Raw genomic sequence first — 12,973 nt, 5'->3', positions numbered from 1 at the left:
TGTCCTCCGAGCCGCTTCGCGGAGCCGCGACCCTGGGTTCCGCTTGGGGAGAGCCGAGTCCAGGGTCGCGGTTCCTGACCAGACCGAGAAAGGGTCGCCATGGGGGAGTATCCGGACGATCGCGTACTCATATGGCGCCGATCCTTTCCCGGCTTGGCCGAGCACGTACGCAAAGCGCGCGAATTCGCCGGGTTTCTCCTGTGCGACCTGCCGCGTGTGGACGACGCCGTCCTGGTGGTCAGCGAGTTCGCCGCCAACGCCCTGCGGCACACGGCCTCGGCGCGGCCCGGGGGCCACTACATCCTGGAGATCCGCCGCTGGCGCGACGGCGCGTCCGTCGCACTGACCGACGAGGGCAGCCACAAGGTGCCGCGCGTCCCCGCGCCCAATGATCTGTCCGAGTGCGGCCGCGGCCTGCAGACCGTCCAGGCCCTGGCCACCGAGTGGCACTGGACCGGCGACTGCCGCGGACGCACCTTCACCGCTTCCTTCCTCATCCGCGCCCACGCCGTGATGGTGTCGTCGATCAGCCCTTCGGAGGTCTTCAACGACGGCCTGCGCGCGGCGGCCGTCCTCACCTCCGACTCCGCGCTCTAGAGGAGCAACCCGGCGAGCTCGTCGAGCAGCGCCACCACCCGCGCGGCCCGTACGTGGTCTTCGACGACGCGTGCGATGACCTCATCCGCCGACCGCCCCGCCCGCGCGAGCACCGCCTGGCGCGCCGGCTCACTCAACCGCACCCGGGTACGCCGCCGGTCCGCCTTGTCCGGCGGTGTCTCGATCAGACCGCGCTCCCGCAGCCGCGCCACCGACTCCGAGACGTGACTCTGCGCGAACCCCGTCCGTACCTTGATCTCGCTCACCGCGCTGTCCGGATGCTTCAGCACATCCTCGATCACCGCGATCTCGGCGGGAGTCAGCGCCGCGTCCCCCGCGGAGGTGGTGACCTCCCGGGACAGATCAATCAGCCGCTTCCCCAACCGGTGCATCCGCACGCCGTCCACGCCTCGGAGGATATATCGGCACAGATACATCGGTACCGATGTAATGTGCTCTCTTGAGCGAAGGGAGCGTTCGATGGTTTTGAACGGGGTCGGCGGTACGTCGCTGGGCGTGGCACGCGCGAGAGCGTGGGAGACCCGCCGCCCGGACCGCCTGTTCGATGACCCGTACGCCGCCGCGTTCGTCGCCGCCGGTGGTCCCGGTGGTTCCGGTAGCCGGACGCCTCTCCCTCCGGCGAGGGCCCGGCTGGCCTTTCATGTCATCATTCGCACCCGCTTCTACGACGATTTTCTGCTCGCCGCCTGCGACAGCGGCTGCCGCCAGGTCGTGCTGCTGGCCGCCGGCCTGGACACCCGCGCGTACCGCCTGCCGTGGCCATCCGCCGTCACCCTGTACGAGCTGGACCTGCCGGAGGTGCTCGCCTTCAAGGACCGGGTGCTGGCCAGTGCGGGGGCCGAGCCGCGCTGCGCACGCACCGCCGTACCGGTCGACCTGCGCGACGACTGGCCGCGACAGCTGACCGACGCCGGCTTCAACGCGTCGGCGCCCACGGCGTGGCTTCTCGAGGGCCTACTGGTCTACCTCAGCGCTGAGGACGCCGACCAGGTACTGAGCCGCGTCGGCGCGCTGTCGACCCCCGGCAGCCGGATCTCCTTCGAGCGCAACAACGCCGCCTCGGTCATCGCCGAAGAGGACCGCAGCGGCATCGAGGAGTACGCCGAGCTGTGGCAAGGCGGCGTCAGCGACACCACCGGCCGACTCGACGGCTATGGCTGGCAGACCGAGGTGCATGAGCTGGCCGATGTGGCCGCCTTGTACGACCGGCCCGCCCCGAGTTCCTCCCTGAGCGGCTTCATCACCGCCACCCGCTGACCTCCACGGCAGGGCATCGACCAGAGCGGGCGTCACGTCCTTGGCGGTCGCCCTGCCGCCGAGGTCGCGGGCGCGCAGAGCCAGGTCGGCGCTGACCGTCTCGATCGCGGCAAGAGACCTGCACAGCTAAGGGTCTAGCAAATATGCATGTCTATATGATGGGCGCCTCGCCTTCCCAAGCCGAGGAGAGTCGATGCGCGATGGTCTGGAGTTGGCGGGACGGTTTCGGCTGGAGGCGCCTCTCGGCCGGGGCGGCATGGGAGAGGTATGGCGGGGCGTGGACCTGCGGCTGCGGCGCCCGGTCGCGGTCAAGATCCTCCCGCTGAGCGGGGCGGCCGACGGGGCCGGGGTCGCGCGCTTCCGGCGGGAGGCCGAGATCGCCGCGGCGTTGAACCACCCCGGCATCACCACGGTCTTCGACATCGACGAACACACCGACGGGGGCCTGCGCCTGCTGTTCCTGGTGATGGAGCTGATGCAGGGGCATGACCTTGCCGCGGTGCTGCACCAGCACCCGGCCGGGCTGCCCATCGTCCAAGTGAGGGACTGGGCGGTGCAGATCCTCGACGCCCTCGCCACGGCCCACCGGCACGGAGTCGTCCACCGCGACATCAAACCGGCCAACCTCTTCCTAACCGACGATGCGCGAGTGAAAGTCTGCGACTTCGGGATCTCCCGCCTCGCCGACGCGACCAAGATCACCGCCACCGGATCATCCGCCGGCACGCCGCTGTACATGGCGCCCGAGCAGATCGAGGGCCACACTGTCGACGAGCGCACCGACCTGTACGCTTTCGGCTGCGTGCTCTACCAGTTGCTGACCGGAACCCCCTGGGTGGACACCGGCACAAGCGTCGGCGCCATCCTCTACCAGCACCTCAACCGAACCCCCGCATCCCCGCAATCGGCGCGGCCCGACATCGACGACCACCTGAACACCCTGGTACTGGACCTACTGGCCAAACAGCCCAGCGAACGCCCCAAAGACGCAGCCACCGTCGCCGAACGCCTGCGCAGCCTGGACTCCCGCCTCGCCCATGGCGGGCCGGCCGCGCCACAGCAGACCCGCCCCGAACGGCGCAGTGGTGAGACATGGCCGCCGCGGCCGCAGTCGGCGGGCCGCCCTACAGCGGCGATGAAGCACGGTGGCGGCACCGCGACCGCCGCGATAGCGCTGGCCCTGTTGTGCCTTCCAGGGCTCCTGTTCCTGACCTTCTATTCCAGGGGATCCCTGCTCCCCGATTCGCCAGCCGGGTTTCTGTCGTTGGTGAACTTTGTGGTGGGCGTGGCAGAGCCGGTCGCGCTCGCCACAGGCGTGGTACTGCTCTTCCAGCACAGAGCGGCAGGCCGCTGGATGATCGCGGCGTCCGCCGGCATGGCAGCTCAGCGAATGAGCGCCGGCGCGCATTATTACGGGTGGCGCAGCTGGGTCTCGATAGCGATCTTCCTCTTGGCAACTACGGCCACGCTTGTGGCCGTACACCCGTCCACCGGCCGCTGGTGCCTTCGCCGCAGCTAGACCACCGTCCGCGAAGTCGTGCCGTGCGGCGCCCCCGCACGCACGCGCCGCACCGGTGCGCACCGGTCCGGTCGCGATTCCCGGCCAGCTCGGACAGGTCGGCGTCGATCGGGCAACTCCATCAGAGTTGTCGTACACGCTGACTGGCGGCCCCTGCTTGAGCTTTGCGACGATCTCTCTACTGACGCCGACCGCTTCTGCGAGCTCCTCCTACGTTAGGTTCCGCTCGCGCCGGAGGACCCGGAGCCGACTCCCGATCGTGCCACCTTCGGACATGGCCACTCGCCTCCCTGATGAGGTGCAACGGCAGGATGTGGCGGGTGCTCGAGCGAGTGCATCGATTCCGCGAGCGCAGTCCGCGGCTCAGACGAGAGAAGATCCAGTCAGTCCTTGACGCGGGTGGCGCGCTGGCCTGTCAGGTCTGCGAATTCGACTTCGCCAAGTCATGAGGTCCGTGGGTTCGTGAAGGCGAAGGCACAGACGCCTCGACCCAGAGTAGCTCCGAACCGGACACGACCGGCGCGGCAAGCAAGGTCAACACTCAGGCAATCTGTAGTTTGCCGAGTTATTTCCCACGGGAAGAACTCGTCGAGGGGTGGTGATGCGCAGGGTTCTGGTGGCGGTGGCGCTCGTCGCGGCGCTGTGTGGAGGGTGTGCGGGCTCTGGGGTGCCGCAGCCCCTCAGCAGCGCGACCACACCCTGGAGTCGGGAGCGGTTTCTCCGTGCCCATCCTCCCACCGGGACGCCGACCGCGGAGCCTGCGGCCTTCGGGAAGAAGGTCGGGGCGCTCTTCTCTCACGACACCAAAGGTGATCACTTCTGTACGGCCAGCGCCGTCGACAGTCCCGCTCGCAATCTGATCATCACGGCCGCCCACTGTGTGCACTCCGGTGCGGGCGGCGGATATCTCAGTGACCTCGTCTTCGTTCCCGGGTACCGCAACGGGAACGCCCCGTACGGGGTCTGGAAGGTCAAGAGTCAGTTCGTCGACGACCGGTGGGCGAAGGGGTCCGATCCCGACCTCGATGTCGGGTTCGCGGTGCTCGAACCGCTGAACGGCAAGAACATCGCCGACGTCCTCGGGGCCAACCTGCTCGGGATCGACCAGGGTTTCGGCAACCTCGTCCGGGTCACCGGCTATCCCAAGAGCTCTGACAAGCCTGTCACCTGCATCAATCGCACCACCAAACAGATGAAGTACCAGATGCGCTTCGCCTGCAACGGCTACGCGCCCGGGACGAGCGGCAGTCCCTGGCTGACCCACTACGATCCGAAGACAAAGCGGGGCGAGGTCGTCGGGGTGATCGGCGGATACCAGCTCGGCGGTCTGGAGGACGCCGTCTCGTACAGCTCCTACTTCGACGACGACGTACGAAAACTGTACGAGCGCGCCATCGGGCAGGCGAACTAGCGGGACAGGGATCATGGACGTCGACGTCGTAGTCATCGGTATGGGGCCGGGTGGGGAAGCGGTCGCGGGGAGTCTGGCGGCGGCCGGGCTGAGCGTGGTCGGGGTCGAGAACAACCTGGTCGGCGGCGAATGCCCCTACTGGGGCTGCATCCCGAGCAAGGCCATGGTGCGGGCCGGCGACGTGCTGGCCGAGGCGCGCCGCGTGCCGCGGTTCGCCGGGTCGGCGACCGTCGAGGTGAGCTGGGCGCCGGTCGCGGGCCGGGTACGGGAGGTCACCGCCGCCTGGGACGACAGCGCCGCCGCCGAGCGCTTCACCGGCAAGGGCGGCCGGCTCGTCCGCGGGTTCGGGAAGATCACCGGGCCGAAGGAGGTCACGGTCGGGGACGAGGTGTTCCGTGCCCGGCGAGGTGTGGTGATCGGCACCGGTACGGCGCCGGCGGTCCCGCCGATCGACGGGCTGGCGGGCACCCCGTACTGGACGAACCGCGAGGCGATCGAGGCGGACGAGCTGCCCGAGTCGCTCGTCGTCCTGGGCGGCGGCGCGATCGGGTGCGAGCTGGCGCAGGTGTTCGCGCGGTTCGGCAGCCGGGTGACGGTGCTGGAGGCCGGGCCGCGGCTGCTCGGGCCGGAGGAGCCGGAGTCCAGTGAGCTGCTCCGCACGACCTTCGAGAACGAGGGCATCGACGTGCGCGTGGGTGCCAAGGCCGAGCGCGTGCGGCACGACGGCGACGGCTTTGTGATCAACGATGACCTGCGTGCCGAGCGGTTCCTCGTCGCGGTGGGCCGTCGTACGAACCTCGCCGGGCTCGGGCTCGCGGTGGCCGGGCTGGACGAGGGGGCGCGGTTCATCGAGGTCGATGACCGGATGCGGGCGGCGGACGGCGTGTGGGCGGTCGGCGACGTGACCGGCAAGGGCGCGTTCACGCACGTCGCGGACTACCAGGCCCGGATCGCCGCCCGTGACATCCTCGGCGAGGACGGGCCGGGGGGCGACTACCGGGCGCTGCCGCGCGTCACGTTCACCGACCCGGAGATCGGCGCCGTCGGACTCACCGAGAGCCAGGCGCGGGAGCGGTACTCCGACGTCCGGGTCCACGACACCGACCTGGCGAACAACACACGTGGCTGGCTGCACCGGGCCGAGGGCTTCCTCAAGCTGGTCGAGGCCGAGGGCCGTCTCGTCGGCGCGACCTCCGCCGGGCCGATGGGCGGCGAGATCCTCGGCGCGCTGGCGGTGGCGGTCCACGGTGAGGTCCCGGTCGAACGCCTCCGGCAGATGATCTACGCCTTCCCGACCTTCCACCGGGCCATCGACGCCGCGCTCCTCTGACGCCGGACGCCGACACCGGACCGTACCGAACCGGCCCAGCGGACGTCAGGGGGACGGTCTCTCCGATTCGATGGCCGGGCGTTCCTCGTGGTCGCCGTCCGGCAGCGGCAGGACGTCCTCGGTGTACAGGCGGTTCAGGCGGCGGCGGAGGCGGGCGGTCGGGCTGCGGGCCTCCTTCGGCTCGACGCCGGCGCGGTCCGGTTCGAGTTCGGGCAGCCTGTGAGGGAGGCGGCGGCCGCGGATCACCGCCTCCTCATCCGCGTCGAGCGGGTGCTCGGTCTCCTCGTACTCGCCGGAGGGCCGGCGGATGATCTCGCCGGACTCGATGCCGTGGCGCAGCATCTCCATCTCGCGGCGCTGGAGGCCCAGCGCGACCCGGCGGGAGATCGCGAACGCGAGGATCGGTCCGATGATCACCGCGAACCGGAAGAACCAGGTCGTGCCGTACAGCGGGATGTGGAACGTCTTGGCGATGATGTCGTTGGCGCCGGCCATCCACAGCAGGCCGTAGAACGTCACGCCCGCCATGCCGATGCCCGTACGGGCGGGCACGTCGCGCGGCCGGTCGAGCAGGTTGTGGACCCGGTAGTCGCCGATCGCCCAGCGTTCGAGGAACGGGTACACGGCGAGCACCGTGAAGAGCATTCCCGGAACCAGGAGCGCCGGGATCAGGACGTTCAGCGGGATCGTGTGACCGAAGGCGTTGATCTCCCATCCCGGCATGAGCCGCAGCGAGCCCTCCAGCCAGCCCATGTACCAGTCGGGTTGTGAGCCGGCGCTGATGTGACCCGGGTTGTACGGGCCGAACAGCCAGATCGGGTTGACCTGGAAGGTCACCGCGAGCAGCGAGATCACGAAGAACACCCACATCTGGAACGCCAGCGTCTTGATGATGAAGGACGGCCAGAACGGCTTGCCCTCGACGACGCGGTCGGTGCGGCCCCTGCCGGGGAACTGGGTGTGGGTCTGCCGCCAGGTGAGGACGACGGCGTGCAACGGGATCAGGGCGAGCAGGATGAGCGGGATCAGCAGAATGTGGATGGTGAACAGCCGCGGAATGATCAGCTCGCCCGGAAACGCTCCGCCGAACAGGAACATCGTCAGGTAGGACCCGACGATCGGGATCGACAGCAGCACGCCCTCGAGAATCCGGATGCCGGTGCCGGACAGCAGGTCGTCCGGGAGCGAGTAGCCGAACAGGCCGTTGAGCATGACCAGCAGGAACAGGATGACGCCGATCACCCAGTTCAGCTCGCGCGGCTTGCGGAACGCTCCGGTGAAGAAGTTCCGCAGCATGTGCGCGATGATCGCGCCCAGGAACACGATTGTCGCCCAGTGGTGGAGTTGCCGTACGAGGAGGCCCCCGCGCACGTCGAAGCTGATCCGCAGCGTCGACTCGTACGCCTGGCTCATCCGGACCCCGCGGAGCGGCACGTACGACCCGCGGTAGACGACGTCCTTCATGCTGGGGTTGAAGAAGAGCGTCAGGAAGATCCCGGTCAGCACGATGATCACGAACGAGTACATCGCGACCTCGCCCAGCAGGAAGGTCCAGTGATCGGGAAAGACCTTCTTCAGCGCCTTCTTCAAGAATCCGGCGGGGCCGAGCCGTTCGTCGACTCCCCGGACCACCTCGCTCAGCGGTCTCGCAGCCATACCGATCTCCAGGTCCGACGGCCGCGTGACCGTCCTCGGTTATCGGGCGCCCTCATCCATTAATACCCCTGTGACCTGCACAAATCCGCACCTACCCGGCCGTCCGCCCCGAAGCCGCCGTGCCGGTCGCGTACCTTTTCGACGTGGGCAAGTTCGTACGGCGCAGTGATCTGGTGCTCGCGGGGGCCGTCGGGGTGGTGGTGCTGGCCGGCACCGTCTTTTCCACGGGCGGCTTCCACACCGGCGACATCAAGGCGTACGCGATGGTCGTGCTGGGGGTCGCCGCACTCACCGTGCGGCGCCGCCTCCCCCTGTTCGCCGTCACCCTGGCGGGCCTCTCGACGGCCTTCTACTACGTCGGGCCGTTCCCCGACGGGCCGGAGATGCTCACGTTCGCGGTCGCGTCGTTCCTCGCGGTGGCGGAAGGGCACCGGCTCGCCGGCTACCTCGGTACGGCGGCCGGGCTGGCGGTGTTCGGCTCGGCGGAGTTCGCCGTCGGCCCGCCCCACGTCGGGCGGTTCGTGAGCGTACTGGCCTGGGTGCTCGTGGTGCTGTGCGCGGGCGAGGTGGTCCGCTACCACCGCGCGTGGGTCGGCGAGACCCGGCGTCGCAAGGGTGAGGCGGAGCGCACCCGCGAGGAGGAGTTCCGGCGGCGCGCCACCGAGGAGCGGCTGCGCATCGCCCGCGAGGTGCACGACGTGCTCGCCCACCAGATCTCGCTGATCAACGTGCAGGCCGGCGCGGCGCTTCACCGCCGCGACCCCGACCAGGCCTACGCCGCGCTGGCCGCGATCAAGGACGCCAGCAAGCAGACGCTGCGGGAGCTGCGGACCACGCTCGGCGTCCTGCGGCAGGTCGACGAGGCGCAGCCGCTCAGCCCCGCGCCCTCGCTCGGCCGGATCGACGACCTGATCTCCCAGACCAAGGACGCCGGGCTGTCGGTGCGGCTCGTCGTCTCCGGCCACGAACGGGACCTGCCCGCCCCGATCGACCTGGCGGCCTACCGCATCGTTCAGGAGGCACTCACCAACGCGGTACGGCACGCGGGCGAGGCGACCGCGACCGTGCTCGTGCGTTACGGACCCGACCAGGTGGTGGTCGAGATCTGCGACGACGGCGCGGGTGCCGACGTGGCCGAGGGCAACGGCATCCGGGGCATGCGGGAGCGGGCGGCTACGCTGGGCGGCACGCTGGCCGCCGGCCCACGCCCCGGTGGCGGCTTCCTCGTACGCGCCTCGCTTCCCCTGACCGAGACGGTGTGATCATGACCGACGTGGACCCCCCGATCCGGGTCATGCTGGCCGATGACCAAAAGCTCGTACGGGCCGGTTTTCGCTCGATCCTCGACGGCGAGGACGACATCACCGTGGTCGCCGAGGCGGGCGACGGCGCGGAGGCGGTGCGGATCGCCGCGCAGACGCGGCCCGACGTCGTCCTCATGGACGTCCGGATGCCGGTGCTCGACGGGCTGGAGGCCACGCGGCGAATCGTCGCGGACCCGCGGCTGTCCGGCGTCCGGGTCGTGATCCTGACCACCTTCGACCTCGACGACTACGTCTACACCGCGCTCAAGGCCGGGGCCAGTGGCTTCCTCGTCAAGGACACCGATCCGATCGAGCTGATCCACGGAGTGCGCGTGACGGCACGCGGCGACGCGCTGCTCGCTCCCTCGGTGACGCGGCGCCTGATCGCCGAGTTCGCCACCCGCATCAAGCTGCCGCCGCCCTCGCGCGATCTCGAACAGCTCACCGAGCGCGAGCGCGAGGTCATGACACTGGTCGCCGGCGGCCTGTCCAACGACGAGATCGCCGCCCGCCTCGTGGTCAGCCCGGCCACGGCCAAGACGCACGTCAGCCGCGTGCTGACCAAGCTCGGCGCGCGTGACCGCGCCCAGCTCGTCGTGCTCGCCTACGAGTCGGGAATGGTGCGGCCCGGCTGGCTCGGCTGAGCGTCGAAACCCCTGTTTCCGTCGGCCCCCGAGCGCTCAGGCGGTCGCGCTCGTCGTGGGCGCGGACGTTGAGGCGGTGCGCGCCCGCAGGATTCCCTCGACGCCTTCCAGGAAGGTCTCGCAGACCAGTTCCGGGTCGAAGAGGCAGCCGGCGGCCATCGCCCCGTCCCTGAGCATGACGAGGTGCCGGCCGGCGGCGTCGGCGGGCGCGTCGCCGACCTGTGCCAGCAGCTCCGTGACGGTGTCCAGGAACCACTGGCGGTGGGCCAGGACGGCTTGGTGGATCGGGTGGGCGGAGTCGGGATACTCGGCGACCGCGTTGAGGAAGGCGCAGCCGCGGAACCCGGGAGACCGGATTCCCTCGGCGATGGACCTGCCGACGGCCCGGACCTTGTCGACCGCCGTCCGGCTGCTTGCCCGGGCCGCGGCGACCTGACCTCGGATTCCCTGGTCGGCCTGGTCGAGATACGCGAGGACGAGTTCTTCCTTGCCCGAGAAATGCCGGTACAGCGTGGCCCGGGTCACCCGTGCCTCCGCGGCGATCCGGTCGATGCCGACGGAGTGGATCCCCTCTGCGTAAAAGATCCTGGTTGCCGTGCCGAGCAGCCGCGCTCGCGCTTCGGATGGTCCGCGACTCATGCCGGCCAGGTTAGCAAACAAACGAGGTAGAACGTTCTGTCTTGACAGTGGGCGTGCCGGCCCCCTTAGATCTCAAGTGAACAGAACGTTCTCCCTCACTTCACTGGAAGGCGCCCCATGGACACTCTCGTCGGCACCACCCCCGCCAGCGTTCTCCCCGCGGCCCTGCGGAAGCTGTACTTCCTGCGCTTCGCGTTCGCCGCCGTGTGGGCCGCTCTGCTCTTCGCGACCAGCGGCACCCTCGGCCCGCTGAGCGCGACGCTGCTGGTGGCCTATCCCCTCTTCGACGTGGCGGCCGCGGTCGTCGACGTCCGGTCCGCCAGGGCGAACGGCGGTGCGACTCCGGTCCTGTACGTGAACATCGCCATCAGCTCACTGGCGGTCATCGGCCTGGCCGTCGCCGCCACGTCCGGCGTCCCGGCCGCCCTGCGGGTCTGGGGAGCCTGGGCCATCACCTCCGGGCTCGTCCAGCTCATCGCGGGCGCCGTCCGCCGGAAACTGGGCGGCCAGTGGGCGATGATCACCAGTGGCGCCATCTCCACCGTCGCCGGCACATCGTTCTTCGGGCAGGCCGGCAGCGCCGATCCGTCGCTGAGGATCCTCGCCGGCTACGCCTTCCTCGGCGGCGTCTTCTTCCTCATCTCCGCGTTCCGGCTGAACCGCGCCGCCCGCGCACGGGCCTGACCGGGCCGAGCGGCTCGTACACACCGCGATGTACGCCACCTGCCCCGATGCACCTGGGGATGTACGCGCCATGTAGCGCGCAGCCGGACGCCCGCGCGGGATTCCCTCCGGTTGAGTGAGATCGGCCGATTTCGCCTGGCCGCACTCGACCTGGAGGGCTTCCGTTGAGCACACTGTCGCTCGCCCGGCTACTGTTCGCGATCACGGCGGGCACGCACTTCCTGTTCGTCTCCCTGACGCTGGGCCTCGCCGCGCTCGTCGCGATCACGCAGACGCGCGCGGTCGTCACGGGCGACCCGGTGCGGCTGCGGATGGTGCGCTACTGGGGCCAGCTCTATGTGATCAACTACGCGGTCGGGATCGTGACCGGACTGCTCATGGAGTTCCAGTTCGGGCTGAACTGGCCGGGTCTGACCGATCACGCGCAAGACGTGTTCGGGGCGCCGCTCGCGCTGGAGACGCTCATCGCGTTCTTCGTCGAGGCCACGTTCCTCGGCCTGTGGATCTTCGGCTGGGACCGGCTGAACCGCTACGCGCACCTCGCGGTGATCTGGGTCGTGACGCTGACCGCGTACGTCTCGGCGTACTTCGTCCTGGTCGCGAACGGCTTCCTGCGACACCCCGTCGGCTTCCTCCGCGTGGGCGGCGAGCTGCGTGTCGACAGTGCGGCCGACCTGTTCACCAACCCGGCCGCGCTGCTGCCGCTCGCCCACGTCACCGCAGGGGCCTTCCTGGTCGCCGGGTTCTTCATGGCCGCGGTCAGCGCCTGGCATCTGCGGCGCGCCCGGCCCGGCGAGCCGGTGGACCTGGAGTTCTTCCGGCGCTCGCTGCGGATCGGGCTCGTCTCCGCCGTCGTCGCCGTGGTGCCGTCGGCGGTGTTCGGCGGCCTGCAGTTCGCCGTCATCCCGGACTCCGGGGGCAAGTCCCCGCTCGGCGGGATCGCGGGCGAGCTGATGATGGCGGCCTGGCTGTGGCTGTTCTGCGTCGCGGTCGCGGCGCTGGTCAAACTGCCGTTCACCGGGTGGCTGCTGCGCGGGCGGGCGTTCCTGCGCACGGTGATGATGACCCTGCCGGTGCCGTACGCCGCGATGATGCTCGGCTGGATCTTCCGCGAGGAGGACCGGCAGCCCTGGCTGATCCAGGGGGTCCTGCGTACCAAAGACGCCGTGCGGCCGATGGGACACGGCGCGATGCTCGCCACGACGGTCGGCGTCAGTGCGCTGTTCGCCGTCCTGGCGGTCGTGAACATCGTCCTGCTGCGGCGGTTCGCCCGGCGGGGACCGGACGCGGCCGGGCTCGGCCGCCCGGCGCCCGTCCAGGACCTCGAGCCCGTTCCCTCCTTCTGAGGAGCTTCTTCCGTGGACACCCTCGCGTACGCGTTGCTCGGCTTCTTCGGCATCGGCTACTTCGTCCTGGGCGGCGCCGACATCGGCGTCGGCATGCTGCTGCCCTTCCTCGGCCGCGACCGGCGGCTGACGCTCGCAGCGATCGCGCCGTTCTTCCTCGGCAACGAGGTGTGGCTGGTCGCCACGGCCGGCCTGCTGACCGCGCTGTTCCCGGGCCTGGAGGCCGAGGTCTTCGGCCGGATCTGGGGCGCGCTCGTCGTGCTGGTCTCCGGCTGGATCGTCCGCGACATGGGCCTGTGGCTGCGCGGCCGAGGCGACGGCGCGGCCTGGCGTGCGTTCTGGGACGGGGCGACCGTGGCGGGAAGCTGGGCGGTGGCGGCGTCGTGGGGCATGGCGGTCGGGCTGCTGATGGGCGGCGGAGCGCCGCTGTTCGCGGTGACGTCGTGCGGGGTGTTCGCGCTGCACGGGGCGGTCTTCGCGGCCTTGCGCCTCGGCACGCGCACCCCGCTCGCCCACCGTCTCGTGCCGGTCGCGTTGGTGACGGGGGTGCCGTGCGCGCTCGGCG

13 protein-coding genes are annotated in these 12,973 nt (G+C 70.0%); 10 read left to right on the top strand and 3 right to left on the bottom strand.

Going from position 1 to position 12,973, the window contains the following annotated elements; all coding sequences use genetic code 11:
* Window positions 1–153 precede the first annotated feature (153 nt).
* Complete coding sequence (locus ACFFNX_RS11890) at window positions 154–597, top strand: ATP-binding protein (protein ID WP_378199440.1); 444 nt, start codon at window positions 154–156, stop codon at window positions 595–597.
* Here the strand turns inward: ACFFNX_RS11890 and ACFFNX_RS11885 are convergent.
* Window positions 594–1,004 carry a MarR family winged helix-turn-helix transcriptional regulator gene (locus ACFFNX_RS11885; protein ID WP_378199437.1) on the bottom strand — a complete coding sequence of 137 codons (411 nt, stop codon included), beginning with the start codon at window positions 1,002–1,004 and terminating at the stop codon, window positions 594–596. The genes ACFFNX_RS11890 and ACFFNX_RS11885 overlap by 4 nt on opposite strands.
* Before the next feature lie 73 nt (window positions 1,005–1,077).
* On the opposite strand from ACFFNX_RS11885, the gene ACFFNX_RS11880 reads away from it, so the two are divergent.
* The 4 genes from ACFFNX_RS11880 to ACFFNX_RS11865 all read left to right on the top strand — a co-directional run bounded on the left by ACFFNX_RS11880 (window position 1,078) and on the right by ACFFNX_RS11865 (window position 6,135).
* A complete protein-coding gene (locus ACFFNX_RS11880; protein WP_378199434.1) occupies window positions 1,078–1,875 on the top strand; it encodes an SAM-dependent methyltransferase in 798 nt (265 codons plus the stop codon).
* 193 nt (window positions 1,876–2,068) lie between these two features.
* On the top strand, window positions 2,069–3,394 hold the full coding sequence (locus ACFFNX_RS11875; protein ID WP_378199431.1) for a serine/threonine-protein kinase: 1,326 nt from the start codon (window positions 2,069–2,071) through the stop codon (window positions 3,392–3,394).
* A gap of 601 nt (window positions 3,395–3,995) precedes the next feature.
* A complete protein-coding gene (locus tag ACFFNX_RS11870; RefSeq protein WP_378199428.1) occupies window positions 3,996–4,805 on the top strand; it encodes a trypsin-like serine peptidase in 810 nt (269 codons plus the stop codon).
* A gap of 13 nt (window positions 4,806–4,818) precedes the next feature.
* Window positions 4,819–6,135, top strand: coding sequence for a dihydrolipoyl dehydrogenase family protein (locus tag ACFFNX_RS11865; protein WP_378199425.1), 1,317 nt, complete (start codon window positions 4,819–4,821; stop codon window positions 6,133–6,135).
* A 45-nt stretch (window positions 6,136–6,180) separates the two neighbouring features.
* Here ACFFNX_RS11865 and qcrB read toward each other — a convergent pair whose 3' ends face one another.
* Window positions 6,181–7,791 carry a cytochrome bc1 complex cytochrome b subunit gene (gene qcrB, locus ACFFNX_RS11860; protein ID WP_378199422.1) on the bottom strand — a complete coding sequence of 537 codons (1,611 nt, stop codon included), beginning with the start codon at window positions 7,789–7,791 and terminating at the stop codon, window positions 6,181–6,183.
* 143 nt (window positions 7,792–7,934) lie between these two features.
* Here qcrB and ACFFNX_RS11855 point away from each other — a divergent pair, with 143 nt between their 5' ends.
* Window positions 7,935–9,053 (top strand): sensor histidine kinase, encoded by a 1,119-nt coding sequence (locus ACFFNX_RS11855; protein WP_378199419.1) that lies wholly within the window; start codon window positions 7,935–7,937, stop codon window positions 9,051–9,053.
* A gap of 2 nt (window positions 9,054–9,055) precedes the next feature.
* Window positions 9,056–9,739 (top strand): response regulator, encoded by a 684-nt coding sequence (locus ACFFNX_RS11850; RefSeq protein WP_378199416.1) that lies wholly within the window; start codon window positions 9,056–9,058, stop codon window positions 9,737–9,739.
* 36 nt (window positions 9,740–9,775) lie between these two features.
* Here ACFFNX_RS11850 and ACFFNX_RS11845 read toward each other — a convergent pair whose 3' ends face one another.
* A complete protein-coding gene (locus tag ACFFNX_RS11845) occupies window positions 9,776–10,378 on the bottom strand; it encodes a TetR/AcrR family transcriptional regulator (RefSeq protein WP_378199413.1) in 603 nt (200 codons plus the stop codon).
* 117 nt (window positions 10,379–10,495) lie between these two features.
* On the opposite strand from ACFFNX_RS11845, the gene ACFFNX_RS11840 reads away from it, so the two are divergent.
* The 3 genes from ACFFNX_RS11840 to ACFFNX_RS11830 all read left to right on the top strand — a co-directional run.
* A complete protein-coding gene (locus tag ACFFNX_RS11840) occupies window positions 10,496–11,062 on the top strand; it encodes a hypothetical protein (RefSeq protein ID WP_378199410.1) in 567 nt (188 codons plus the stop codon).
* A gap of 164 nt (window positions 11,063–11,226) precedes the next feature.
* Window positions 11,227–12,408 (top strand): cytochrome ubiquinol oxidase subunit I, encoded by a 1,182-nt coding sequence (locus ACFFNX_RS11835; RefSeq protein ID WP_378199407.1) that lies wholly within the window; start codon window positions 11,227–11,229, stop codon window positions 12,406–12,408.
* A 12-nt stretch (window positions 12,409–12,420) separates the two neighbouring features.
* Window positions 12,421–12,973 (top strand): cytochrome d ubiquinol oxidase subunit II (locus ACFFNX_RS11830; protein WP_378199404.1); only part of this gene is annotated, 553 nt, incomplete at its 3' end.

The organism is Actinoallomurus acaciae (assembly GCF_042429965.1).
GTDB classification, from domain to species: Bacteria; Actinomycetota; Actinomycetes; order Streptosporangiales; family Streptosporangiaceae; genus Actinoallomurus; species Actinoallomurus acaciae.
Note: the sequence above shows the minus strand (reverse complement) of the source record. Positions and strands in the feature narration are given on the sequence as shown.

Coding starts and splice junctions, on each gene's coding strand:
- ACFFNX_RS11845 (WP_378199413.1), bottom strand. CDS start 10,378: ATGAGTCGCGGACCATCCGAAGCGCGAGCGCGGCTGCTCGGCACGGCA.
- ACFFNX_RS11880 (WP_378199434.1), top strand. CDS start 1,078: ATGGTTTTGAACGGGGTCGGCGGTACGTCGCTGGGCGTGGCACGCGCG.
- ACFFNX_RS11875 (WP_378199431.1), top strand. CDS start 2,069: ATGCGCGATGGTCTGGAGTTGGCGGGACGGTTTCGGCTGGAGGCGCCT.
- ACFFNX_RS11865 (WP_378199425.1), top strand. CDS start 4,819: ATGGACGTCGACGTCGTAGTCATCGGTATGGGGCCGGGTGGGGAAGCG.
- ACFFNX_RS11850 (WP_378199416.1), top strand. CDS start 9,056: ATGACCGACGTGGACCCCCCGATCCGGGTCATGCTGGCCGATGACCAA.
- ACFFNX_RS11870 (WP_378199428.1), top strand. CDS start 3,996: ATGCGCAGGGTTCTGGTGGCGGTGGCGCTCGTCGCGGCGCTGTGTGGA.
- ACFFNX_RS11840 (WP_378199410.1), top strand. CDS start 10,496: ATGGACACTCTCGTCGGCACCACCCCCGCCAGCGTTCTCCCCGCGGCC.
- qcrB (WP_378199422.1), bottom strand. CDS start 7,791: ATGGCTGCGAGACCGCTGAGCGAGGTGGTCCGGGGAGTCGACGAACGG.